Here is a 21809-nt window from a genome sequence, read left to right as displayed (position 1 = left end):
TCAAGGCGATGAGTATCTGGACATGACTTCGTTCCGGCGCGGGGTTTACTGCGCCGCGGCTTCCGAGACCTTGCCGCCGAACCGCTGCGCGACGTAATCGGTGACGAGCTTTTCAAACTCCCGCGCGATGCCTTCGCCGCGCAGCGTCTTCACCTTCTTGCCGTCGATGAACACCGGGGCGGCCGGGGTCTCGCCCGTGCCCGGCAGGGAAATGCCGATGTCGGCGTGCTTGGATTCGCCGGGGCCGTTGACGATGCAGCCCATCACCGCGACGTTCAAGGTCTCCACGCCCGGATAGACTTTTTTCCATTCCGGCATGCGTTCGCGGATCATGGTCTGGATGTCGCGCGCCAGTTCCTGGAACACGGTTGACGTCGTGCGGCCGCAACCGGGGCAGGCGGCGACCAGCGGCACGAAGGTTCTAAAACCCATGGTCTGCAAGATTTCCTGCGCCACCTGCACTTCCAGCGTGCGGTCGCCGCCGGGCTGCGGCGTCAGCGAGACGCGGATGGTGTCGCCGATGCCCTGTTGCAGCAAAATCCCCAGCGCGGCGGAGGAGGCGACAATGCCCTTGGAGCCCATGCCGGCCTCGGTCAGGCCGAGATGCAGGGCGTAATCGGAGCGCGCGGCCACCATGCGATAGACCGAAACCAGATCCTGCACGTTCGAAACTTTTGCCGACAGGATGATGCGGTCGCGCTTCAGGCCGATTTCCTCGGCGCGCGCGGCCGACAGCAGCGCGGAGCGGGTCATGGCCTCGCGCATCACCGCGCGGGCGTCCACCGGTTTGGCGGCCTTGGAATTCTCGTCCATCAACTCGGTGAGCATGTCCTGGTCGAGCGAACCCCAATTGGCGCCGATGCGGACGGCCTTGTCGTGCTTGATCGCCAGTTCGACGATCGAGGCGAACTGCGTGTCCTTCTTTTCCTTAAAACCGACATTGCCGGGATTGATGCGATATTTGGCCAAAGCCTCGGCGCAGGCGGGATAGTCGGTGAGCAGCTTGTGGCCGATATAGTGGAAGTCCCCGACCAGCGGGACGTTGACGCCCATCTTTTCCAGCTTTTCGCGGATTTTTGGGACGGCCGCCGCCGCTTCGTCGCGATCGACCGTGATGCGGACCAGTTCGGAGCCGGCCTGGGCCAGCGCCGCGACCTGCTGCACCGTCGAGTCGACATCGGCGGTGTCGGTGTTGGTCATGCTCTGCACGACAACGGGCGCGCCGCCGCCGACCGTCACGGCGCCGGCGCCCTCGCCGACGCGCACGGCCACGCTGGCGCGGCGGGGTGTCGGCTCGGCGGCGATTTCGGTTTCGCAAAGCGGCGGAAAACGATGTTCGGTCATATCGGCGCGGTCCTGTCGGCGGTGTCGGCGCTTCTATAACAGACGTTGGTCAATCAAGGGAATAGAACAGTGAACCGGAAGGTTCCCGTTGGACATCGAAAACGCGCGCTGGCGCCGGCGCAAGCCGCTTAGCCCAAGGACTGGGCTGAAATGTGCGGCGCACAAACTATATTGTGCCAGTCGAATTCAAAAGGGAGAGTCTCATGTCGCTCGCAGGCAAGACCGCCGTCGTCACCGGCTCCACTTCGGGCATTGGCCTCGCCATCGCCCGCGCCTTCGCCAAGGAAGGCTGCAATGTCGTGATCAACGGTTTTGGCGACGCCGCCGCGATCGAGACCGAGCGGACCAAGATCGAAAAGGAATTCAAGGTCAAGGCGGCTTACGAGGGCGCCGACATGTCCAAGCCGGCGGAAATCGCCGCGCTGATCCACAATGCCGAAAAGACGTTTGGCTCCGTCGATATTCTCGTCAACAACGCCGGCATCCAGTTCGTGTCCCCCGTCGAGGATTTTCCCACCGAGAAATGGGACCAGATCATCGCCATCAACCTGTCCTCGGCCTTCCACACCATCCACGCCGCCGTGCCCGGCATGAAGGCGCGCAAATGGGGCCGCATCATCAACACGGCCTCCGCCCATTCGCTGATCGCCTCGCCGTTCAAGTCGGCCTATGTCTCGGCCAAGCACGGCATCGCCGGCCTGACCAAAACCGTGGCGCTGGAGCTGGCCACCTTTGGCGTGACGGTGAACTGCATTTCGCCGGGCTATGTCTGGACGCCGCTGGTGGAAAAGCAGATTCCCGACACGATGAAGGCGCGCAATCTCACCAAGGAGCAGGTGATCAACGACGTCCTGCTGACGGCGCAGCCGACCAAGCAATTCGTCACCGTCGATCAGGTCGCGGCGCTCGCCGTCTTTCTCGCCTCCGACTCGGCGTCGCAGATCACCGGCGCCAACATTTCCATGGACGGCGGCTGGACCGCGGCGTGACGGCGACCGGCGCCCGCAAAACCATCAATCTGGCGCTGCAGGGCGGCGGCGCCCATGGCGCCTTCACCTGGGGCGTGCTCGACGCCCTGCTCGACGATGGCCGCTTCGACGTCTGCGCGCTCAGCGGAACCAGCGCCGGGGCGATGAGCGCCGTTAATTTCGCCGAAGGGTTGCGCAAAGGCGGCGCCGAGGGCGCGCGAAAACAACTGGCCGATTTCTGGAAAGCGGTCAGCCTGGACGGCGCGCTGCCCGAAGCCGGGCGGATGGTGTTCGACGGCATGATGGCGTTCTGGTCGGCGACGCCGGCCGCCGTCATGTTCCAGAGGGCGGCCAGTCTGTTCGCGCCGGCGGAACTCAATCCGATGGACATCAATCCGCTGCGCCACGTGGTGAAGAACGCGGTGAACTTCGAGGATTTGCGGGCCAGCGCCGGCCCAAGGCTGTTCATCGCCGCCACCTGTGTCGAAACCGGCAAGGTCAGGGTGTTTCATCGCGAGGAGTTGACGCTTGACATGGTGATGGCCTCGGCCTGCCTGCCCACCGTGTTTCGCGCCGTGGAGATCGAGGGCAAGCCATACTGGGACGGCGGCTATATGGGCAATCCCGTGCTGTTCCCCTTTTTCACGGAGACCGCGTGCGCCGATATCGTGCTGGTGCAGCTCAATCCGATCATGCGCAAGGGAACGCCCGACACCGCCGCCGAAATCATGAACCGCATTGATGAGGTCACCTTCAATGCGCCGCTGTTGCAGGAAATGCGCGCCATCGATTTCGTCCGGCGCCTGATCGCGCAGGGCCGGCTCGTCGGAACCCATTACAAGGCGATCCGCCTCCATGTGATCGAGGCGCAGGACGAACTCAACGCCTTCGGCGCCGCCAGCAAAATGTCGGCCGATTACGATTTCTTCTTGAAATTGCACGACATCGGCGTGAGGGCGGCGAAAAGATTCGTCGCCTCGCATTTCGACGACATCGGCGTCAGGCCGACGGTCGATATTCAGGAAGCGCTTGGCTGAAAAAGCAGAAACCGCGCCGGTGGGGCGCGGTCCAGGTCTGCGTGCAGGGGCGGCCCCCCGTGCGTCAATCTCGAATTATTTTTGCGCGGGCGTGGCGACGGCGACGACGTAGCCGCCGACTTTCGGCTTGGTCGGGGAGAACATCAGATCTCCGCCAAGGTTGATGGTCATTTCCAGCACAAACGCGCAAGCCAGAGCAAATCCGGCCTTCACCAGATTATGATAAGTCATGTGACCTCCCTAGCGGGCGCCTTATGGCGCCCCTTATTTTATTAAGGTTCCTTTCATACCACGACAGCGCCATTTGAGCCAAGATGGCGCCCGCGATTTTGGCGCCGGCGATTTCCAGCCTTTACAAGCGGCCGAAAATCCGCTGAAACGGGAGAAATGTCCTACGACGCCTTGCAAAAAACCCTGGTTGTCATTCCCGCGCGACTGGCCTCGACCCGCCTTCCCAACAAGCCGCTCGCGGATGTTTGTGGCGAGCCGATGATTGTTCAGGTCTTCCGCCGCGCGCTGGAGGCGGGCGTGGGGCCGGTGCTGGTCGCGACCGATGGCGAGGAAATCGCCGGCGCCGTGCGCGCCGCCGGGGGCGAGGCCGTGATCACCGATCCCGACCTGCCCTCCGGCTCCGACCGGATCGCCGCCGCCTTGCGGCTTTACGATCCAGCGAAACGTTTCGACATCATCGTCAATCTTCAGGGCGATCTTCCGACCATCGACCCGGCCAGCGTGCGCGCGTCGCTCGCGCCTCTGGCCGATCCAGGCGTGGACATCGCCACGCTGGCGGCGCGGATTTTTCGCGTGGAGGAGCGGACCGACTCCAATGTCGTGAAGGTTGTCGGTTCGCCCTTGAGCGCCACGCGTCAGCGCGCGCTTTACTTCACCCGCGCCACCGCGCCCTGGGGCGAGGGCGACCTCTACCACCACATCGGCCTCTACGCCTACCGCCGCGCCGCGCTCGAAAAATTCGTGGCGCTGGCGCCCTCCGCGTTGGAAAAGCGCGAAAAACTGGAACAATTGCGCGCGTTGGAGGCGGGCATGCGGATCGACGTGGAGATCGTCGAAACCGTGCCGCTCGGCGTCGATTCCCCGCACGATCTGGAGCGGGCGCGCGCGATCCTCAAGGATTTATCGTGAGCAACAAGATCATCGCCTATCAGGGCGAACCCGGCGCCAATTCCCACATGGCCTGCGCCGATGTCTATCCTGGCTGGGAAACCCTGCCTTGCGCCAGTTTCGAGGATGCGTTGGCCGCCATCGGCGAGGGCCGCGCCGAACTCGGCATGATCCCGATCGAGAACTCGCTGGCGGGCCGGGTGGCGGACATCCACCATTTCCTGCCGGGATCGGGCCTGCACATCATCGGCGAATATTTCCTGCCGATCCATTTTGACCTGCTCGGGGTCAAAGGCGCCAAGATCGAGGATTTGCGCAGCGTTTACAGCCATATCCACGCGCTCGGCCAGTGCCGCAAGATCATCAGGAAATATAATCTCAAGGCGGTCACCACCGGCGATACCGCCGGTTCGGCGCGTGAAGTGGCGGAATGGGGCGACAAGAGCCGCGCCTCGCTGGCGCCGCAGATGGCGGCCGAAATTTACGGGCTGGACGTGCTGGCGCGTCTGGTCGAGGACGAGGCCCACAACACCACGCGCTTCGTCATCCTGTCGCGCGAGCCGCATCGGCCGCCGGTGGGCGCGGGGCCGACGCTGACCACCTTCGTGTTCCGGGTGAGAAACGTCCCGGCGGCGCTCTACAAGGCGCTCGGCGCCTTCGCCACCAACACCATCAACATGACCAAGCTGGAAAGCTACATGGTCAACGGCGAATTCGCCGCCACCCAGTTTCTGGTCGATGTCGAAGGCCATCCCGAGGACGAGAATCTGGCGCGCGCCCTGGAGGAATTGCAGTTCTTCAGCGAAGAGGTGCGGATTCTCGGGGCCTATCTCGCGCATCCGTTCCGCCAGAGGGACTGACCGTTGGCGCCGGGAAGAGCTCCAGCGAATTCGCCTGTAGCAAATCGAAAGTCGGCTGGGCGTTGAAGCGAGGCGACATGACCGTTCTTCCTGGTTTGGGAACGTTCATTCACGTCTCAAGCTTCATCAGGACTTTAATCCAGTTTCGCTAAAATGCGCCGGATTTCCATTTTTCATAGCCCTGCGCCCGCAACACGCAGGCTGGGCAATGCCCGCAGCCATGGCCCCAAGGATGTTTCTCGCCGCGTTCGCCGAGATAGCAGGTGTGGCTGTCATCGATCAGCGTTCTGACAAGAGCATCTCCGCCGAGCGTTTGCGCCAGCGCCCATGTCCGCGCCTTGTCGATCCACATCAGCGGCGTGTCCAGCACGAACCGGCTCTCCATGCCGATGTTCAGCGCGACCTGCATGGCCTTGACGGCGTCGTCGCGGCAGTCGGGATAGCCGGAAAAATCGGTTTCGCACATGCCCGCGACGATATGGGTCAGACCGCGCCGATAGGCGAGCGCCGCCGCGAAGGCGAGAAAAATCAGGTTGCGGCCCGGCACAAACGTATTGGGCAGGTTTTTCTCGGTGAGTTCGATTTCCTTGTCGCTGGTCAGCGCCGTGTCGGAAATGGCGCCGAGCGCGCGCAGGTCGAGAATATGATCCGGACCCAGTCGCTCGGCCCAAAGCGGTTTGATCGCAATCAAGGCGTCGCGCACGACGTGGCGCTGCTCCAACTCGATGCGGTGGCGCTGGCCATAGTCGAAGGCGATGGTTTCCACGCGTTCGAAACGCTCCAGCGCCCAGGCCAGGCAGGTGGTGGAATCCTGTCCGCCGGAAAACAGCACGAGGGCCATGACATTTCTCCTTCGTCCTTGGCTACACCCGCGCCGCGCCGTTTCGCCAGACTTTTTTTGCGAGGGTTTACGGGTTAAGGCATCGGCATGGCCAACGCGCGCGAACAGTTCTGCCTGATCGATGACCGCTCTCACGGCAGTCTCTATTTCGTCGCGCCGCGCCGGATCGTCGCGGCCTTCGCGGCGGAAGAGGTCGCGCCTGCGCTTGCCGCTTTGCAGCAGGCCTCGCGCGAAAATCTTTGGGCGGCGGGCTATGTCGCTTATGAATGCGGCGCGGCGCTGGAGCCGCGCCTGAAACCGCTGCTGGGCGCGGCGAAAACGCCGCTGCTGAAATTCGGCCTGTTCGACGCGCCCTCGGCGCCGCCCGCCGCCCCGGTTGCGCCGCAAGCGCCGGCGATCGCGGACTTGCGCCCGCTCTGGTCTTTTGAGGATTATCGCCGGCGTTTTGAGGCCTGCCGCGACTATATCGCCGCCGGCGACGTCTATCAGGTCAATCTCGCCTTTCCGCTCGCGGGACGTTTCGCCGGCGACCCCGTAAAACTCTACGAATCGCTGCGGCGGCGCCAGCCGGTCGAGATCGGCGGCATTGTCGCGCTCGGCGGCGAAACCATTCTGTCGCTGTCGCCGGAAAAGTTCTTTTCCATCGCGGGACGGCGCATTGTCACCCGGCCGATGAAGGGTACGGCGCCGCGCGGCAAAACCCCGGACGACGACCGCATCCTGGCGGCGCAACTGGCCGTCGATGAAAAAAACCGCGCGGAAAACCTGATGATCGTCGATCTCCTGCGCAATGATCTCAGCAGGCTGTCAGAGGTCGGCTCCGTCACCGTCACCGATCTGTTTTCGGTCGAGGCTTTTCCGACGTTGCACCAGATGACCTCCGGCGTCGAGGCGCTGTTGCGGCCAGGTCTGAGCTTTGGCGAGATTTTCACCGGCCTGTTTCCCTGCGGTTCGGTGACGGGCGCGCCCAAAATCCGCGCCATGGAGATCATCGCCGAACAGGAGGGTTTGTGCCGGGGCGTCTATTGCGGCGCCGTCGGCGTGATCGCGCCGGGCGGCGACATGCGCTTCAATGTCGCGATACGCACGCTGACGCTGGGCGAGGACGGCGGTCTGATCTGCCCGGTCGGTTCGGCCATTGTCGCGGATTCGCGCGCGCGGGAGGAATATGACGAATGTCTGCTGAAAGCCCGCTTCCTGACGACTTCGGCCTGATCGAGACGTTGTTGTGGACCCGCGCTGGCGGGTATTGGCTCGGCGAAGGCCATCGCGCCCGCATGGAGGCTTCCGCCCGCGATCTCGGCTTCGGCTTCTCGCCTGAAACTTACGAGCAGGCTTTGGCCAAGGCCTGCGCCGCCCCAGCGGCCGAACGCCTGCGCGTGCGCCTCGAACTGCGCCGCGACGGCCGGATCGGCGTCGTCGCCGCGCCATTCCCGGAGCCTGACACAAAAATCTGGCGCGTGGCGGTGGCGGAAACGCGGCTCGATTCGGGCGACGCGCTGCTGCGGCACAAGACGACGCGGCGCGCGATCTACGAGAACGCGCTGAAAACCGCGCAGGCCGCCGACGCCAGCATCGATGAAGTGATCTTCCTCAACGAACGCGACGAGGTCTGCGAGGGCGCCCGCACCAACCTGTTCCTGCCGCGCGAGGACGTCCTGCTCACGCCGCCGCTGTCCTGCGGGCTGCTGGCCGGCGTTTTGCGCGCCGATTTTTTGGCGCGCGGCGCCGCGTGCGAAAAAATCCTGCGTCTCGACGATCTCGGCGCCGGCTTCCTGCTCGGCAACGCCCTGCGCGGTCTGTTGCGCGCAAGTCTGCGTTGACGCGGTTCAGCCTTCCGCGAGCCAGTGGTCCAGCAACCGGCGGGCGATGGCGATGGGATGAGGCGCGTGAAAATTCTCGCCGTGATCGCCCGCGATCATGGCGCGCGCCTCCTCGCGCGAAAACCACCGGCAATCCTCCAGCTCCTGGGCATCCATGACGATGTCGCGCGAAAGCGCCTCGGCGCGGCAGCCGATCATCAGCGTGCTGGGGAAGGGCCAAGGCTGCGAGGCGAGGATCTTTACAGCGCCGAGGCGCACGCCGGATTCCTCAAGAATCTCGCGTCGCGCCGCCTCCTCGATGGTTTCGCCCGCCTCGACGAAACCGGCGAGGCAGGAATACATGCCGGGCGGAAATTGTTTCTGTCGGCCCATCAGGCAGGATTCGCCATGGGTCGCCAGCACGATCGCCACCGGGTCCGTGCGGGGAAAGTTTTGCGCGCCGCAGTTGGGACAGTCGCGGCGCCAACCGGCCTGCGCGACATGGGTTTTCGCGCCGCAACGCGGGCAGAAGCGATGGCTCGCATGCCAGTGCAGCACGGCCTTGGCCTGGGCGAGAATGGCGATCTCGTCTTTCGGCAGCGCGCTGTCGACGGCGAGCGCGCGCAAGTCGCGGATGTGAAGATCCGGTCGGCCCGCGATCTTCGGCTGGCTCTGATCGATGAAGCCATCGGCCGCCGTCGCCTCAACCACGAGAACGGAGTCCGGCAGTTGCGCCGCATAGATCGGCCCGGTCTCGTCGCGACCGAGCAAAACCTCTTCGACCGCGGCCAGGGTCTTGACGTCGTCAAGCGTATGCAGCGCCTCAAACCCCTCGCCCCGCGGGCGCAACACGGGCATGGCGCCGACGAAAGCCACGGCGCGCCCGCCCAACTCACCGAGCGCCGCCAGCGCGGACGGGTCGTCGCGCTTCTCGGACAGTCGGTCGAGCGGATTGCCGGCGAAGCCGATTTGATCGAACGGGTTCACGAAACGTCCGGCGTCAGGGCGCGGCGAAATCTGTCGAGCATGGGCTGCGGGTCGTCATAGGGTTTTGCGACGCCCGCGCCCCAGACCGGACCGGGCCAGGCGGCGTCGGTCTCAAACCGCGCGACCACATGAAAATGCAATTGCGACACGATATTGCCGAGCGCGCCAAGATTGATTTTTTTCGCGCCCGTCAGATGTTTCAAGCGATCCACCGCCAGCGCCGCCTCCTCGAACAGGGCGCGGCGCTCGAAAGGCGTCAGATCGGTGATCTCGACCAGTCCGGCGCGGCGTGGGACGAGAACGAGCCAGGGAAACCGGCTGTCGTTCATGAGCAGGACACGGCTCAGCGCCATATCGCCGAGCGGGATCGTATCTGCTTCCAGACGCGGGTCGATGGCGAAGGTCATGGCGATTCCTCTGATTGCGACAGCTTGCCGCCTTGGACGGCGCGATGCAAGCGCCCCCCTTGCGCAAAGCGCGTTCATGGTCCAAATAGGCGGCGGGAGGTTGGCGGTGGACGTTCCACTCGCCAACCGGGTCAGGTCCGGAAGGAAGCAGCCCTAACGAGACCGGGCGGGTCTCTGTCCAGCCTCCCACTTCTTCTTTTGCGCGCCTGAACAACCGCTGGCGCCGTACATCGGCGGTTTGGAGATGGACGAGTCCGCGCAAGACCCAGAAAACGAGATCGGCCTGTTTCCGGCGCCGCCGGAAAGGCAGCCGGCGGGCGCCTATCGTGTGCTCGCGCGAAAATATCGCCCGTCGCGTTTCGAGGACCTCATCGGCCAGGAGCCGATGGTGCGCACGCTCAAAAACGCCTTCGATCTCGACCGCATCCATCAGGCCTACATGCTCACCGGCGTGCGCGGCGTCGGCAAGACGACGACCGCCCGCATTCTCGCCCGCGCCTTCAACTACCAGCTTCCTGCGCGCGACGGGCGCCCGGCGGTGGATCGGCCGACCATCCACATGAATGAGCTTGGCGTCCATTGCCAGGCGATCATGGACTCCCGCCATGTCGATGTGATCGAGATGGACGCGGCCTCGCACACGTCGATCGACGACATCCGCGAAATCGTGGACAGTTCGCGCTATCAGCCGGCGATGGCGCGCTACAAGGTCTATATCATCGACGAAGTGCACATGCTGTCGAAGAGCGCCTTCAACGGTTTGCTCAAGACGCTCGAAGAACCCCCGCCGCACGTAAAATTCCTGTTCGCGACCACGGAAATCGACAAGGTGCCGGTGACCGTGCGCTCGCGCTGCATGCGGTTCGACCTGCGCCGCGTGGAAACCGAGGTGATGCTGCGACACCTTGACGCGATCTGCGGCAAGGAAAAGGTCGAGATCAATCAGGACGCCCTGCTGCTGATTTCACGCGCGTCGGAGGGTTCGGTGCGCGACGCTTTGTCGCTGCTGGATCAGGCCATCGCCCATGGCGCCGGCGCCCCGATCGAGGCGGAAACGCTGCGGGCCATGCTCGGCCTCGCCGACCGCAGCCGCACCATCGCTCTGTTCGAGTCGCTCATGCGCGGCGACATCGCCGATGCGCTCGACAATCTGAAGGACCAATACGATCTCGGCGCCGATCCCGCGAAAATCCTGACCGATCTGGCGGAATTCATCCATTTCGTCACCTGCATGAAGATTTCCGCCAAGACCGCGCAAATCGCCTCCGGCCAGTTCGAGCGCGAGAAGGGCGCGGAACTCGCCCAAAAGCTGGCCATGTCCGTGCTGTCGCGCTCCTGGCAGATCCTGCTCAAGGGCATCGAGGAGGTGAAGGATTCGCCGCGTCCGCTCGCGGCGGCCGACATGGTGCTGGTGCGCCTCGCCTATGCCGCCGACCTGCCTTCGCCCGAGGACGTATTGAGGCGACTGGCTTCCTCCGACCCGGCCCCGAACGGCGGGCCGACGCGCGCGCCATCCGGTCCGTCGGGCGGGGCGACGGCCCTTCGGCAAAACGCGCCTCGGCTGGCGTCCGCGCAAGCCGCGCCGGCGCCCCGAGTTGCGCCGCAATCTTCGACCGTGGCTCAAGCGGCGCCGGCCGTCGTGCTGCAAAATTTTCTCGAACTTGTTGCGCTCGCGAGCGAAAAACGCGACATCCAGACCAAGACGGCGCTGGAGCGCGACGTGCGACTGGTGCGGTTCGAGCAGGGCCGGCTGGAATTCGCGCTCGCGTCCGGCGCTTCCCCCGCCCTGACGGCGCAGCTTTCCCGCAAATTGCAGGACTGGACCGGGCAGCGCTGGCTTGTCGCGCTGTCTAGCGCGCAGGGCGCGCCGACCTTGAAAGAGCAGGCCGATGCGCGCGAGAACGAAAAGCGCATCGGGGTGCAGGCGCATCCGCTGGTGCGCGCCACGCTGGACACCTTCCCCGGCGCGGTGATCGTTGCGGTGCGCGGCGCCGACGACGAGGAAACAAGCCCGGCGCAGCCGCTCTACGACGGCGCGGAAGCGCGCGGCGATGACATTACCTATGCCGATGAGGCGCAAGAAGAGGACCTGTGATGGACATTATGGGAATGATGAAGAAGGCCGGCGCCATGCAGGCCAAAATGGCTGAAATGCAGGCCGAGCTTGAGAACGTCACGGTCGACGGCGCCGCTGGCGGCGGCATGGTTTCGGTGGTGATCACCGCCAAGGGCGTGCTGAAGAGCGTGACCATCGACCCGTCGCTGCTCAAGGCCGACGAAAAGGAAATTCTGGAAGACCTGATCGTCGCCGCCCATGCGGAAGCGCGCGGCAAGGCCGAGTCCCTGTTGGAAGACAAGATGAAGTCCGTGACCGCCGGCATCGGCTTGCCCCCCGGATTCAAGCTGCCGTTCTGAGCGCGGGATCTCGCCAATTCGTGGACAGCCCTCGTGCCTGGAGACGCGACCCACGGTCGCTCCTCGGCATGAGGGCTAATTTCAAATAGTGAACGCCCTCATGGTGAGGCCGCCCCGAAGGGGCCGTCTTGAACCATGGCCATGAGAACGTGACAAAGGCAGGCCAATGGCCGGAATCGCCGGGCCGGAGATCGAACGGCTCATCCAGTTGCTGGCCCGGCTGCCCGGACTGGGGCCGCGCTCGGCGCGGCGCGCCGCGCTGCATCTCATCCGCAAGCGCGAGGAGCTTTTGGGTCCGCTCGCCGACGCCATGCGCGTGGCGCGTGAGCGAATCGTGACGTGCTCCGTCTGCGGCAATATCGACACCAAAAATCCCTGTTCGCTTTGCTCCGACCCCCGCCGCGACGATTCGACGCTGGTGGTGGTCGAAACCGTCGGCGACCTCTGGGCTTTGGAGCGCGCGAGCGTGTTGAACGCGCGTTATCATGTGCTCGGCGGCGCTTTGTCGCCGCTCGATGGCGTCGGGCCGGATGATCTCAACATCGCCGCCCTGATCGGGCGCGTGGCGGCGGGCGGGGTCAAGGAGGTGATTCTGGCGGTCAACGCCACCGTCGATGGCCAGACCACCGCCCATTACATCACCGAGCTTTTGTCGCCCTATGGCGCGAAATGCACCCGCCTCGCCCATGGCGTGCCGGTCGGCGGCGAGTTGGATTATCTTGATGAGGGCACGCTGGCGGCCGCTATGAAGAGCCGCACGGATTTGTAGAGGCTGACGCCTTACTGCGCCGCCTCCATCCTCCCGCTCTCACGAAACTCCATGCGGTCGATGCGCTCGCCGCTGCGCGCGATCTTTTCCGATGAGGTGAGGATGGCCGCGATGTCTTCCTGAGCCTGCCGAAAATGGCCGTCGAGTTTTTCCACCCGCGTCCGCAATCTCAAGACGTCCTCGACCAGCCTGCGGGTTTCCGCCTGAATCACATGGGCCTGGTCGCGCACCAGCGCGTCACGCACCAGCGATTGCAGCACTTGCACCGCCATCAGCAGCAGCGAGGGCGAAACGATCAGGACGCGCGCGCGATGGGCTTTCTGGATCACGTCGTCCAAAAGTTCGTGCATGTCGGCGAACAGGGATTCCGAGGGCACGAACAGGATCGCCACGTCCTGGGTCTCGCCCGGCAGCAGATAGCGGTCCGCTATATCCTTGATGTGCTTTAAAACATCGCCGCGCGCCCGCGCCAGCGCTTCTTTCCGGCCGCGCTCGTCGCGCGCCTCCTTCAAGGCCGTGAACGCCTCCAGCGGAAATTTCGCATCCACCGCCAGAATCTTGTCGTCTCCTGGAAGTTTCAGCGCGCAATCGGGCCGGGCGCCGGTCGAGAGTGTGAATTGAAAAGCATAGGCGTTCGGCGGCAGGGCGTCGCGGACGATCGCCTCCATCCGCCCCTGCCCAAAAGCGCCGCGCAACTGCTTGTTGGACAGAACCTCGCGAAAACCGGCGATTTCCTCGGTGAGATGGCTCATGCGCGCCTGCGCGGCGTCGATCACGGCAAGGCGCTCATTGAGCGCGCCGAGGTTGCCCAGGGTGGCGCGGGCGGAAAGCTCCAGCCTTTCATTGACGCGATGGGCCGATCTATCGAGCTTTTCGCCCACGACGCGGGCGAAATCCATCTGTCGGCCGCCGAGAATCTCGGCGAGGGTCTGCATGCGTCCGGACATTTCGGCATGGGAATGGGCCAGCGCGGTCATTTGCGCGTCGAGATCGCGCCGGCCTCCGCCGCCGGCGATCATCGCCAGCAGGACGAGCAGCGCCAGCACGCCTGCCGCCGCCGCCAGTTCCACCGGCGTGACGGGATAGGACAGCAGCATGAAGAGAGGCGGATCGCTCATGGACGCAATCGCAGTGTGAAAACCCGAACAAAGCTAGAACATATATTCAGGTTATTGTAAACGCATTTGACGGCTTGCGCTGGCTCTCTTATCTGAAGGGTGAGCTTGAAAGGTTGACCATGGCGCTCCGTCAAATTCTCTGTTTGCCCGATCCCCGTCTCCGCGCGACCAGCCAGCACGTCGGCGTTGTCGACGATGAGGTGCGGGCGCTGATGGACGACATGCTGGACACCATGTATGCCGCGCCCGGCATCGGCCTCGCCGCGATTCAGATCGGGGTGGCCAAGCGGGTGCTGGTGATCGATCTGGCGAAGAAGGGTGAATTGCCGACCCCGCTGTTCGTCGCCGATCCCGAGATTGTCGAAACTTCGGCGGAGCTTTTCACCTATGAGGAAGGCTGCCTGTCGCTTCCCGAATATTACGAGGACGTGGAGCGCCCCGCGAAAGTCCGCGTCCGTTTCCTCGACCGCAACAACGAGCGCCAGGAAATCGAGGCGACCGGCCTGCTAGCCACCTGTTTGCAGCACGAGATCGACCATCTCGAAGGAAAATTGTTCATCGACCATATCTCGCGGCTGAAGCGCGAGCGCGCCATCAAGAAATTCACCAAGGCCGCCAAGCTCAATGAGCCCTTCGCGCCGCGCGGGCCGGAAATCCGCGAGAAGGTCTAAGCCCGCATGCGCGTCGTCTTCATGGGCACGCCGGAGTTTTCCCTGGCGCCGCTCGCGGAAATTTTTGCTCGCGGCCACGACATCGCCGCGGTTTACACCCGCGCGCCAAAACCGGCGGGACGGCGCGGGCTGGAACTCACCCCCTCGCCGGTCCATGCGGCGGCGGAGAAACTCGGCGTCGAGGTTCGCACGCCGAAAAACTTCCGCGAGCCCGAGACGGTGGAGGCGTTCCGCGCCTTGCACGCCGACGTCGCCGTGGTGGTGGCCTATGGGCTGATCCTGCCCAAGGCGATCCTGGACGCGCCAAAATTTGGCTGTCTCAACCTCCACGGCTCGCTGTTGCCGCGCTGGCGCGGCGCGGCGCCGATCCAGCGCGCCATCATGGCGGGCGACGCCGAAACCGGCGTCGAGGTGATGCGGATGGAGGAAGGCCTGGACACCGGCCCGGTCGGCATGGTCGAAAGGCTCGCTGTAACCCCCGATATGACCGCCGGCGAAGCCCATGACAAGCTGTCGGCCCTCGCCGGCGCCCTGATCGGCCGCGCGCTGGCGGCGCTGGAACAGGGAACCCTGACCTTCACGCCCCAGACGGAAGACGGCCTGCTCTACGCCAAAAAGATCGACAAGGCGGAAGCGCGGATCGATTTCTCCAGGCCGGCGGCGGAGTTGCACAATCTCATTCGCGGCCTCTCGCCCTTTCCCGGCGCCTTTTTCGAGGCCGATTTCGGCAAGGGGCCGGAGCGCGTCAAAATCCTGCGCGCCACGCTCGCGCAAGCCTCGGGCGCGCCGGGCGAAATTCTCGACGCCGCGCCAACCGTCGCCTGCGGACACGGCGCGCTCAAGCTGATCGAGGTCCAGCGCGCCGGTCGAGGCGTGGTCAGCGGCGTCGAGTTCGCGCGCGGCGCCCATGTCGCGCCGGGCGCGCGTCTCACCTGATGCCGCGCTTCAAGCTCATCATCGAATATGACGGAACCGCTTACGTGGGCTGGCAGCGGCAGACCAACGGCCTGTCGGTGCAGGAGGTGATCGAGACCGGCCTGAAGCAGATCGATCCGGCTCCGTGCGACCTGCGCGGCGCCGGACGCACCGATTCCGGCGTCCACGCCAGCGCCCAGGTCGGTCATGTCGATCTCGCGAAGGACTGGCGCGGCGACAAGCTGCGCGAGGCGCTGAACGCGCGGATGCGGCCGGAAAGGGTCGCCATTCTGCTCGCCGAACAGGTTCCGGACGATTTCGACGCCCGCTTTTCCGCGACCAAGCGGCATTACCTCTATCGCATTGTCAACCGCCGCGCGCCGCTCACCTATGATTTCGGCCGCGCCTGGCTGGTCAAGCGCCGGCTCGACGCCGACGCCATGCACGATGCGGCGCAAGTTCTGGTCGGCAATCACGATTTCTCCACCTTCCGCGATTCGGAATGCCAGGCGGAAAACCCGGTGCGCACGCTCGACCGACTGGACGTGTCCCGCGTCGGCGACGAAATCCACATCTATTCCAGCGCCCGCGCCTTCCTGCACCGGCAGGTGCGCTCCATGGTCGGCTCGCTGGAGCATGTCGGCTCCGGCAAATGGAGCGCGCGCGACCTCGAGGCGGCGCTGAAGTCTTGCGACCGCGCGCGCTGCGGGCAGGTGGCGCCGGCGGCGGGCCTCTATCTGATCGGCGTGGATTATTGACGCGCAGCCCAAGCTCGGCTTGAGTCGCGGAAACAGAGGCGATTCGGGCAGATGAAAGAAATTGTTTTCGACACCGAAACCACCGGCCTCAGCCCGGAGAACGGCGACCGCGTCATCGAAATCGCGGCGGTCGAGATCGACGACTTCAGGCTCACGCAGCGGTCTTTCCACGCCTACATCAATCCCGAGCGCGAGATCCCGGCCGGCGCGATCGACGTCCACGGCATCACCAATGATTTCATCGCCGACAAGCCCCTGTTCGCGGCGGTGGTCGACGATTTCCTCGCCTTTATCGGCGACGCGCCGCTGGTGGCGCATAACGCCGAATTCGACTTCCGCTTTCTCAACGCCGAACTCAAGCGCCTCGGCCGGCCGCCGCTCGACCCCGCGCGCATGGTCGATACGCTGGCCATCGCCCGCAGCCGCCACCCCGGCGCCGCCAATTCGCTCGACGCGCTGTGCAAGCGTTATGGCATCGATCTCAGCCGCCGCACCAAGCACGGCGCGCTGATCGACTCGGAAATCCTCGCCGAGCTTTACATCGAGCTGAAATGCAAGCGGCAGAGCTCGCTCAGCCTGCAGGTGGTCAGCGCGGCGAAACAGCGGGTCCAGCGCGCCGCGCCCATCGCCGTGCGCAAGGAGGACATCCGTCTGGTCACGTCGGACGAGATCGAGCGGCACCAGAGCTATTTTGACAAGGCCTGGGCCGAGGGGGGGTGGGCGAAATATCTTTGACGGCGCCTGCCTTCTCCCAGGCAAGCGGCGGCCGGCGCGACCCCGACGCTCAAAGGATCGCCGAGACGATCCGTTCGCCGATGATCGCCAGCTCTCGGGCGTCATTGGCGTCCACGGCCCGCTCCGCGGCCGCGCCGACATAGATTCCGTTGGTGCGGTCCTGCTTTCGGGCAATGCTGTAACCGCGCGCTGTCAACTGCGCATCGGGCATATATCCGTTGGCGTTCACCTCTCCCGATATGATCTCGTTCTGGTAAAGCCATAGAATTGTGCCCCGGCACAAGGCCGCCATCGTCTCGATTTCTTCCTGGCTGCCCTCAAGCACGCCGCCATGAGCCACGGAGATCTTTATGTTTGTCGTGGCCGGGTGCGCTCTGTGCAGCGCCGCGAAAATGCGCGTCACCTGCTGATTGAACGTCGAATGGTTGTCGCCCATGGCGATCGCCTCATGAAATGCGAACGGCGGAACTGTCGGATTCGCGCATTTTTAGCGTGTCGCGCCGCGAACACAACCTGGAATGGCAGCGCAAGCCCGTCAGCCGGGCGGGGGCGCGCAACAAGCGAAACTCCACGACCGGCGTTTTTTCATCTAGAACGAATCGGCTGAAGCTTTTGGGAGCCGGGGATGCCTTGTTCGGGCGCGATGCCGATTTTCTGTCGTGATCATATCGTCCGCAAGGGCCAAAGCCGCTGACCGCGCGTGAAAACGCCGGCATTGTGGTGATCGGCGGGGGGATCGCCGGACTCTGCGCCGCCATCGCCGCAAGGCGGCTCGGGGCCTCCGTCCTTTTGACCGAAAGCGCGCCAATGGCGCTGCGCGGCGGCAATGCGCGCCACGCCCGCAATTTTCGCATCGCCCATGACGCCCCCCTCTGGCACACGCCGGGCGCCTATCCCGCCGCCGAATTTTCGGCCGAACTGGCGAAAATCAGCGGCGACCGCCCGGAGGAAACCCTGGCCGGCGCTCTGATCGAGGAGTCCGCGCAGGTCGCGTCCTGGCTGATGGGCTGCGGCGTCCGCCTGCAAGCGCCGGATCGGGGCGTCCTGCCCTATTCCCGGCGCACCGCCTTTCTGCTCGGCGGCGGCAAGGCGATGATCAACGCGCTTTATGCAACCGCCGCGCGGATTGGCGTCGCCATCGCTTACGACAGCGAAGTCCTCGCCCTGACGCCGACGCGGGACGGAGGCTGGGAAGCCGAAATCGCAACAGGCGGCGCCACACGGCGGCTAAATGCGCGCGCGGTCGTGCTCGCCTCAGGCGGCCCCGGCGCCGATCCCGCATGGCGCAGGGCGCATTTCGGCGGGAACGCCGACGACATATTGATCAGGGGCTCGTCCTATTCTAACGGTCGGCTGATGCAAAGGCTGGTTGAAAGCGGCGCCCAAACGGTCGGCGATCCCTCTTCGTGTCACATGGTCGCCGTGGACGCGCGCGGCCCGGCCGTCGACGGCGGCATCGTGACCCGGATCACCGCCATTCCGCAAGGACTGGTGGTGGATCGCCACGCCGGAACAGTCGAAATCGCCGGCGCCGCTCCGGGCAAATCCCACTATGCCCAATGGGGGCCAAGGATCGCCCAATGCGACGGCGGCCTCGCCTTCCTCATCCTCGACGCCGACGGCGTGTCGCGAAGCCTGCCCACCGCGCTGGCGCCGATCGCGGCGCCGACGCTGGAAACCCTCGCCGATGCGCTTGCGCTTGACGGCGCCGCGCTGGCGAGTTCCGTGGCGGCCTTCAACCAGGGGGCGCGCGCCATTGTCAGGCCGCCGTTTTCGGCCTTTCCCATGCGCGCCGGCCTCACCTTCGTGCATTTCGGCCTGGCCGTGGACGCCGACATGCGCGTGGCGGAAAACCTGTTCGCCGCCGGCATGATCGCGACGCCGAATTTTTTCACGCGCTTCTATCTGGCCGGTCTGGGACTGACGCTCTCGGCCGTCACCGGACGGCGCGCGGGGGAGGCGGCGGCCCGTGCCCTCGCCTGACGCCGCCGGCGAAGCCGAGCGCATCGTGAAAATCTGCGCGGCCTGCATGTATTGCGACGGCCTGTGCCCGGTGTTCCCGGCGCTGACGGGCCGGAACGACGACATCGCCCAGCTCGCCAACCTCTGCCACAATTGCCGCGCCTGCTGGTACGCCTGCCAATACGCCCCGCCGCACCCCCTGGCCGTCAACGCCCCCGCCACATTTTCGCGCGCGCGCATGGAGACCTATGCGGATCATGTCTGGCCGCGCGCCCTGCGCCACGTTTTTGTCAGACCGGCGCTTGGAGCGGGCCTGATGCTCGCAGCCACGCTCTTGACCTTCGCCTTGCTGACCGCGATGGCGGGCGCGCCGCGCTCAGGCCCCGGCGCCTTTTACGCCTTGATCCCCTGGGGCGCGATGGCCACACTCGCAACCGCCGCGCTGGCCTGGGCGACCCTGAGCCTTACGGTCTCAACCCGGCGCTACTGGCGCACGATTTCGGCCGGACTCAGCCCCAGCCCCTTGAAACCCGCGCTGCGCCGCGCCCTTTCTGACATCATCACGCTTCGCCATCTCGACGGCGGCGGCCCCGGCTGTCACGACTCCGGCTTGCCATTTTCGCGGCGCCGAAAAATCTTCCATCACCTGATGGCGGGCAGCATGGTCCTGGCCGTCGCCGCGACGCTCGCGGCGGCGGTTTTCGAGCATTTTCTTGGCGCAAAACCGCCGTTCCCATTGACAAGCCTGCCCGTCCTGCTCGGCCTCGCCGGCGGCGTCGGGATTGTCGTCGGCGCCGCCGGCCTGCTCGCGGTCGAAGCGCGGATGGACCGAGACCCCTCCGACCCCGGGGAAACCCGGCTCAATGTCAGCTTCCTGATCGCGCTCGAACTCGTGACCCTGAGCGGCCTCGCGCTTCTTGTCTTCCGCGAAACCCCCGCGATGTCCCCGCTGCTCCTCGCCCATCTCAGCCTCGTCATCGGCTTTTTCGTCGGCCTGCCCGCGAGCAAGGCGATTCACGCGCCGTTCCGCGCCGCCGCGCTGCTGCGCGCGGCGCTAGAGCGTGATGTGTTTCCACGGAAACGCATCACGCTCTAAACTCTTTGTTTTCGCATGATCTTTTCCAAAAACCGGCGCCCACTTTTTGGGATCATGCTCTAAGCGGAAAACCTAAAACTCGATCCCTGCCTGAGCTTTGACGCCGGCGGAAAAATGGTGCTTCACCGCGCCCATTTCCGTCACCAGATCGGCGGCGGCGATCAGTTCGGCCTTGGCGTTGCGCCCGGTGACGACGACATGCAGGTCGTCCCGCCGGGCCTGCAAATCCGCCAATACCTCATCCAGCGGCAGATAATCATAGCGCAGCGCCACATTCAGTTCGTCGAGCACGAGCAGCCGAATCTCGGGAGCCGCCATCATCGCCAAAGCCGCTTCCCAAGCCGCGCGGGCCGCCGCGACATCGCGCGCGCGGTCCTGCGTCTCCCAGGTAAAGCCCTCGCCCATGGTCCGCCACACCACGCGATCGCCAAAATTTTCGAAAACCCGCCGCTCTCCGGTCGCCCGCGCGCCCTTGATGAACTGCACGACGCCGATCTTCCACCCCTGCCCAAGCGCGCGCAAGGCGAGGCCGAAAGCGGCGGTGGACTTGCCCTTGCCCGGCCCGGTGTTGACCATCAGCAGAGCTTTTTCCGCCACGGTCTTGGAAGCGACCTCGGCGTCCTGCACCGCCTTGCGCTTGATCATCTTGTCCCGATGCCGGGCCTGCTCCGCCTCAGATTCCATAAGATTCCGCCCAGATTGACAAAAGGAGAGGTATAAGCCTACTAGCTATAGAGACGGTCCTCGCGCAAGCGAGGCTAAAAGGGAATACGGATTAAGCCGGAGCTGCCCCCGCAACTGTGATCGGGAAGTCCACGCCGAAAGCCACTGGAGCGATCCGGGAAGGCGGGGTGGGCGCAAAAAGACCCGAGAGCCAGGAGACCTGCCGTCAATGAACTGAAACCTGAACGGGCGGGGCGTCTCGTTCGGGGCGAACGGTTTCCGTGCGCCTTCCACGCCCCGACTGCGGGCGAGGTCGAGCGTGTTCCAGAAAATCCCGGTCACCATCATCACGGGCTTCCTCGGCGCCGGCAAGACGACGCTGATCCGCAACCTCATTGAAAACGCCGGCAAGCGCCGCATCGCGCTGGTGATCAACGAATTCGGCGATATCGGCGTCGATGGCGAGGTGCTGAAATCCTGCGGCGTGGACTCCTGCCGCGAGGAGGACATTGTCGAACTCGCCAACGGCTGCCTGTGCTGCACGGTGGCCGACGACTTCTTGCCCGCCATCGAAGCCCTGCTCAAGCGCGCCCCCGCGCTCGACCACATCATCATCGAGACCTCTGGCCTCGCTTTGCCCAAACCGCTGTTAAAGGCCTTCGACTGGCCGCAGGTGCGCGCCCGCATCACGGTGGACGGCGTGATCGCGGTGGTGGACGCGGCGGCGGTGGCCGACGGCCGCTTCGTCGACGACGCCGAGGCGCAAGCCGCCGAACGCGCGGCCGACCCGTCGGTGGCGCACGACAATCCGCTCGAAGAGGTCTACGAGGACCAACTCCTCTGCGCGGATCTGGTCATCCTCAACAAGACCGACCTGCTGCAAGCCGCCGAAATCGCCCGCGTGACCGGCGTCATTGAGGCCACCAACGCCCGCGTAAAAATCATCGCGACCTCGGAAGGCCGCGTGGACGCCGACATAGCGCTGGGCCTCGAAGCCGGCGCCGAAAACGACATCGCCTCCCGCCCCTCGCACCACGACACGGAAGAAGGCCACGACCACGACGATTTCGACTCATTCGTGCTCGACATCCCCCCTCTGACCGATCCCGAAACCTACCTCCGCCGCCTCGGCGACATCGCCGGCCGCCACGACGTGTTGCGCATGAAGGGGTTTCTGGACGTGACCGGCAAGCCGATGCGCCTGCTGGTGCAGGGTGTCGGCGCCCGCTTCCGCCAGCACTACGACCGCGCCTGGGCGAAAGACGAAGCGCGAAAGGGCCGCCTCGTGGTCATCGGCCAAAAAGGCATTGATCGCGCGGCCATCGAAGCGGCGCTCGGCTAA

The 21809-nt window shown here is 65.0% G+C and carries 25 protein-coding genes, 1 other RNA gene and 1 riboswitch; of the genes, 18 read left to right on the top strand and 8 right to left on the bottom strand.

The genetic code is table 11. The features are described 5' to 3' along the window. Positions 1-45 precede the first annotated feature (45 nt). Positions 46-1344, bottom strand: a complete 1299-nt coding sequence (gene ispG / locus CCR94_RS10425) for a flavodoxin-dependent (E)-4-hydroxy-3-methylbut-2-enyl-diphosphate synthase (RefSeq protein WP_104507799.1) — start codon at positions 1342-1344, stop codon at positions 46-48. 203 nt (positions 1345-1547) lie between these two features. Here ispG and CCR94_RS10420 point away from each other — a divergent pair, with 203 nt between their 5' ends. Together CCR94_RS10420 and CCR94_RS10415 are read left to right on the top strand one after the other, a co-directional pair. After that, a complete protein-coding gene (locus CCR94_RS10420) occupies positions 1548-2333 on the top strand; it encodes a 3-hydroxybutyrate dehydrogenase (RefSeq protein ID WP_104507798.1) in 786 nt (261 codons plus the stop codon). Beyond that, positions 2330-3349 (top strand): patatin-like phospholipase family protein, encoded by a 1020-nt coding sequence (locus CCR94_RS10415; RefSeq protein WP_104507797.1) that lies wholly within the window; start codon positions 2330-2332, stop codon positions 3347-3349. Before CCR94_RS10420 ends, CCR94_RS10415 begins: the two co-directional genes overlap by 4 nt. A gap of 75 nt (positions 3350-3424) precedes the next feature. On the opposite strand, the gene CCR94_RS25050 is transcribed toward CCR94_RS10415, so the two are convergent. Continuing rightward, positions 3425-3580, bottom strand: coding sequence for a hypothetical protein (locus CCR94_RS25050; protein WP_158254703.1), 156 nt, complete (start codon positions 3578-3580; stop codon positions 3425-3427). 156 nt (positions 3581-3736) lie between these two features. Here CCR94_RS25050 and CCR94_RS10410 point away from each other — a divergent pair, with 156 nt between their 5' ends. Both CCR94_RS10410 and CCR94_RS10405 read left to right on the top strand, forming a co-directional pair. Beyond that, positions 3737-4489, top strand: coding sequence for a 3-deoxy-manno-octulosonate cytidylyltransferase (locus CCR94_RS10410; RefSeq protein ID WP_104507796.1), 753 nt, complete (start codon positions 3737-3739; stop codon positions 4487-4489). Continuing rightward, positions 4486-5328: a prephenate dehydratase gene (locus CCR94_RS10405; protein ID WP_104507795.1), complete on the top strand. Its 843-nt coding sequence runs from the start codon at positions 4486-4488 to the stop codon at positions 5326-5328. Before CCR94_RS10410 ends, CCR94_RS10405 begins: the two co-directional genes overlap by 4 nt. Positions 5329-5476: 148 nt before the next feature. On the opposite strand, the gene queC is transcribed toward CCR94_RS10405, so the two are convergent. Further along, the gene (queC, locus tag CCR94_RS10400) at positions 5477-6169 is read right to left on the bottom strand and encodes a 7-cyano-7-deazaguanine synthase QueC (RefSeq protein ID WP_104507794.1); all 693 of its coding nucleotides are present in this window, start codon (positions 6167-6169) and stop codon (positions 5477-5479) included. 87 nt (positions 6170-6256) lie between these two features. On the opposite strand from queC, the gene CCR94_RS10395 reads away from it, so the two are divergent. Together CCR94_RS10395 and CCR94_RS10390 are read left to right on the top strand one after the other, a co-directional pair. Then, entirely contained in the window at positions 6257-7384 is a 1128-nt protein-coding gene (locus tag CCR94_RS10395; protein WP_104507793.1) for an aminodeoxychorismate synthase component I, read from the top strand. After that, a complete protein-coding gene (locus tag CCR94_RS10390; RefSeq protein ID WP_104507792.1) occupies positions 7345-7992 on the top strand; it encodes an aminotransferase class IV in 648 nt (215 codons plus the stop codon). Before CCR94_RS10395 ends, CCR94_RS10390 begins: the two co-directional genes overlap by 40 nt. 6 nt (positions 7993-7998) lie before the next feature. On the opposite strand, the gene nudC is transcribed toward CCR94_RS10390, so the two are convergent. Together nudC and CCR94_RS10380 are read right to left on the bottom strand one after the other, a co-directional pair. After that, the gene (nudC, locus tag CCR94_RS10385) at positions 7999-8958 is read right to left on the bottom strand and encodes an NAD(+) diphosphatase (protein ID WP_244594023.1); all 960 of its coding nucleotides are present in this window, start codon (positions 8956-8958) and stop codon (positions 7999-8001) included. Continuing rightward, positions 8955-9365, bottom strand: a complete 411-nt coding sequence (locus tag CCR94_RS10380) for an HIT domain-containing protein (protein WP_206605814.1) — start codon at positions 9363-9365, stop codon at positions 8955-8957. Before CCR94_RS10380 ends, nudC begins: the two co-directional genes overlap by 4 nt. Positions 9366-9459: 94 nt before the next feature. Between CCR94_RS10380 and ffs the strand changes: the two genes are divergently transcribed. The 4 genes from ffs (at position 9460) to recR (ending at position 12549) form a co-directional block, all read left to right on the top strand. Further along, positions 9460-9556, top strand: an RNA gene (gene ffs, locus CCR94_RS10375) — signal recognition particle sRNA small type. A gap of 53 nt (positions 9557-9609) precedes the next feature. Next, positions 9610-11460 (top strand): DNA polymerase III subunit gamma/tau, encoded by a 1851-nt coding sequence (locus tag CCR94_RS10370; RefSeq protein WP_104507790.1) that lies wholly within the window; start codon positions 9610-9612, stop codon positions 11458-11460. After that, positions 11457-11780: a YbaB/EbfC family nucleoid-associated protein gene (locus tag CCR94_RS10365; protein WP_104507789.1), complete on the top strand. Its 324-nt coding sequence runs from the start codon at positions 11457-11459 to the stop codon at positions 11778-11780. The genes CCR94_RS10370 and CCR94_RS10365 overlap by 4 nt, the downstream gene beginning before the upstream one ends. A 166-nt stretch (positions 11781-11946) precedes the next feature. Then, on the top strand, positions 11947-12549 hold the full coding sequence (recR, locus tag CCR94_RS10360) for a recombination mediator RecR (RefSeq protein WP_104507788.1): 603 nt from the start codon (positions 11947-11949) through the stop codon (positions 12547-12549). An 11-nt stretch (positions 12550-12560) separates the two neighbouring features. Here recR and CCR94_RS10355 read toward each other — a convergent pair whose 3' ends face one another. Beyond that, the gene (locus CCR94_RS10355) at positions 12561-13667 is read right to left on the bottom strand and encodes a DNA recombination protein RmuC (RefSeq protein WP_104507787.1); all 1107 of its coding nucleotides are present in this window, start codon (positions 13665-13667) and stop codon (positions 12561-12563) included. Between the two features lie 119 nt (positions 13668-13786). Between CCR94_RS10355 and def the strand changes: the two genes are divergently transcribed. The 4 genes from def to dnaQ are packed head-to-tail and all read left to right on the top strand — an operon-like array spanning position 13787 to position 16746. Then, entirely contained in the window at positions 13787-14338 is a 552-nt protein-coding gene (gene def / locus CCR94_RS10350) for a peptide deformylase (RefSeq protein ID WP_104507786.1), read from the top strand. A 6-nt stretch (positions 14339-14344) separates the two neighbouring features. Next, complete coding sequence (fmt, locus tag CCR94_RS10345; protein ID WP_104507785.1) at positions 14345-15274, top strand: methionyl-tRNA formyltransferase; 930 nt, start codon at positions 14345-14347, stop codon at positions 15272-15274. After that, positions 15274-16011: a tRNA pseudouridine(38-40) synthase TruA gene (gene truA, locus CCR94_RS10340; RefSeq protein WP_104507784.1), complete on the top strand. Its 738-nt coding sequence runs from the start codon at positions 15274-15276 to the stop codon at positions 16009-16011. Before fmt ends, truA begins: the two co-directional genes overlap by 1 nt. Positions 16012-16062: 51 nt before the next feature. After that, positions 16063-16746, top strand: a complete 684-nt coding sequence (gene dnaQ / locus CCR94_RS10335; protein WP_104507783.1) for a DNA polymerase III subunit epsilon — start codon at positions 16063-16065, stop codon at positions 16744-16746. Between the two features lie 49 nt (positions 16747-16795). On the opposite strand, the gene CCR94_RS10330 is transcribed toward dnaQ, so the two are convergent. Next, the gene (locus CCR94_RS10330; RefSeq protein ID WP_104507782.1) at positions 16796-17182 is read right to left on the bottom strand and encodes a hypothetical protein; all 387 of its coding nucleotides are present in this window, start codon (positions 17180-17182) and stop codon (positions 16796-16798) included. 17 nt (positions 17183-17199) lie between these two features. Between CCR94_RS10330 and CCR94_RS10325 the strand changes: the two genes are divergently transcribed. The 3 genes from CCR94_RS10325 to tcuB are packed head-to-tail and all read left to right on the top strand — an operon-like array spanning position 17200 to position 19804. Further along, positions 17200-17409: a hypothetical protein gene (locus tag CCR94_RS10325; protein ID WP_104507781.1), complete on the top strand. Its 210-nt coding sequence runs from the start codon at positions 17200-17202 to the stop codon at positions 17407-17409. Between the two features lie 27 nt (positions 17410-17436). Beyond that, positions 17437-18729 carry an FAD-dependent tricarballylate dehydrogenase TcuA gene (gene tcuA / locus CCR94_RS10320; RefSeq protein WP_210302282.1) on the top strand — a complete coding sequence of 431 codons (1293 nt, stop codon included), beginning with the start codon at positions 17437-17439 and terminating at the stop codon, positions 18727-18729. After that, positions 18716-19804: a tricarballylate utilization 4Fe-4S protein TcuB gene (tcuB, locus tag CCR94_RS10315; protein ID WP_104507779.1), complete on the top strand. Its 1089-nt coding sequence runs from the start codon at positions 18716-18718 to the stop codon at positions 19802-19804. The genes tcuA and tcuB overlap by 14 nt, the downstream gene beginning before the upstream one ends. Positions 19805-19876: 72 nt before the next feature. Here tcuB and cobO read toward each other — a convergent pair whose 3' ends face one another. Continuing rightward, positions 19877-20488, bottom strand: coding sequence for a cob(I)yrinic acid a,c-diamide adenosyltransferase (gene cobO / locus CCR94_RS10310; protein ID WP_104507778.1), 612 nt, complete (start codon positions 20486-20488; stop codon positions 19877-19879). Between the two features lie 37 nt (positions 20489-20525). Next, positions 20526-20709, top strand: a riboswitch (cobalamin riboswitch). Positions 20710-20786: 77 nt separating this feature from the next. Between cobO and cobW the strand changes: the two genes are divergently transcribed. Beyond that, on the top strand, positions 20787-21809 hold the full coding sequence (cobW, locus tag CCR94_RS10305; protein ID WP_104507777.1) for a cobalamin biosynthesis protein CobW: 1023 nt from the start codon (positions 20787-20789) through the stop codon (positions 21807-21809).

Origin of the sequence: Rhodoblastus sphagnicola, from assembly GCF_002937075.1 — a bacterium.
In the GTDB taxonomy this organism is placed as follows: Bacteria; Pseudomonadota; Alphaproteobacteria; order Rhizobiales; family Beijerinckiaceae; genus Rhodoblastus; species Rhodoblastus sphagnicola.
This window is presented reverse-complemented; position numbering and strand designations above follow the sequence as displayed.

Excerpts from the sequence above, each read along its gene's own strand:
- ispG (WP_104507799.1), bottom strand. The coding sequence starts at position 1,344 with ATGACCGAACATCGTTTTCCGCCGCTTTGCGAAACCGAAATCGCCGCC.
- CCR94_RS10420 (WP_104507798.1), top strand. The coding sequence starts at position 1,548 with ATGTCGCTCGCAGGCAAGACCGCCGTCGTCACCGGCTCCACTTCGGGC.
- CCR94_RS25050 (WP_158254703.1), bottom strand. The coding sequence starts at position 3,580 with ATGACTTATCATAATCTGGTGAAGGCCGGATTTGCTCTGGCTTGCGCG.
- CCR94_RS10410 (WP_104507796.1), top strand. The coding sequence starts at position 3,737 with ATGTCCTACGACGCCTTGCAAAAAACCCTGGTTGTCATTCCCGCGCGA.
- queC (WP_104507794.1), bottom strand. The coding sequence starts at position 6,169 with ATGGCCCTCGTGCTGTTTTCCGGCGGACAGGATTCCACCACCTGCCTG.
- CCR94_RS10395 (WP_104507793.1), top strand. The coding sequence starts at position 6,257 with ATGGCCAACGCGCGCGAACAGTTCTGCCTGATCGATGACCGCTCTCAC.
- CCR94_RS10390 (WP_104507792.1), top strand. The coding sequence starts at position 7,345 with ATGTCTGCTGAAAGCCCGCTTCCTGACGACTTCGGCCTGATCGAGACG.
- CCR94_RS10380 (WP_206605814.1), bottom strand. The coding sequence starts at position 9,365 with ATGACCTTCGCCATCGACCCGCGTCTGGAAGCAGATACGATCCCGCTC.
- CCR94_RS10370 (WP_104507790.1), top strand. The coding sequence starts at position 9,610 with ATGGACGAGTCCGCGCAAGACCCAGAAAACGAGATCGGCCTGTTTCCG.
- recR (WP_104507788.1), top strand. The coding sequence starts at position 11,947 with ATGGCCGGAATCGCCGGGCCGGAGATCGAACGGCTCATCCAGTTGCTG.
- CCR94_RS10355 (WP_104507787.1), bottom strand. The coding sequence starts at position 13,667 with ATGAGCGATCCGCCTCTCTTCATGCTGCTGTCCTATCCCGTCACGCCG.
- def (WP_104507786.1), top strand. The coding sequence starts at position 13,787 with ATGGCGCTCCGTCAAATTCTCTGTTTGCCCGATCCCCGTCTCCGCGCG.
- fmt (WP_104507785.1), top strand. The coding sequence starts at position 14,345 with ATGCGCGTCGTCTTCATGGGCACGCCGGAGTTTTCCCTGGCGCCGCTC.
- truA (WP_104507784.1), top strand. The coding sequence starts at position 15,274 with ATGCCGCGCTTCAAGCTCATCATCGAATATGACGGAACCGCTTACGTG.
- dnaQ (WP_104507783.1), top strand. The coding sequence starts at position 16,063 with ATGAAAGAAATTGTTTTCGACACCGAAACCACCGGCCTCAGCCCGGAG.
- CCR94_RS10330 (WP_104507782.1), bottom strand. The coding sequence starts at position 17,182 with ATGGGCGACAACCATTCGACGTTCAATCAGCAGGTGACGCGCATTTTC.
- CCR94_RS10325 (WP_104507781.1), top strand. The coding sequence starts at position 17,200 with ATGCGAACGGCGGAACTGTCGGATTCGCGCATTTTTAGCGTGTCGCGC.
- cobO (WP_104507778.1), bottom strand. The coding sequence starts at position 20,488 with ATGGAATCTGAGGCGGAGCAGGCCCGGCATCGGGACAAGATGATCAAG.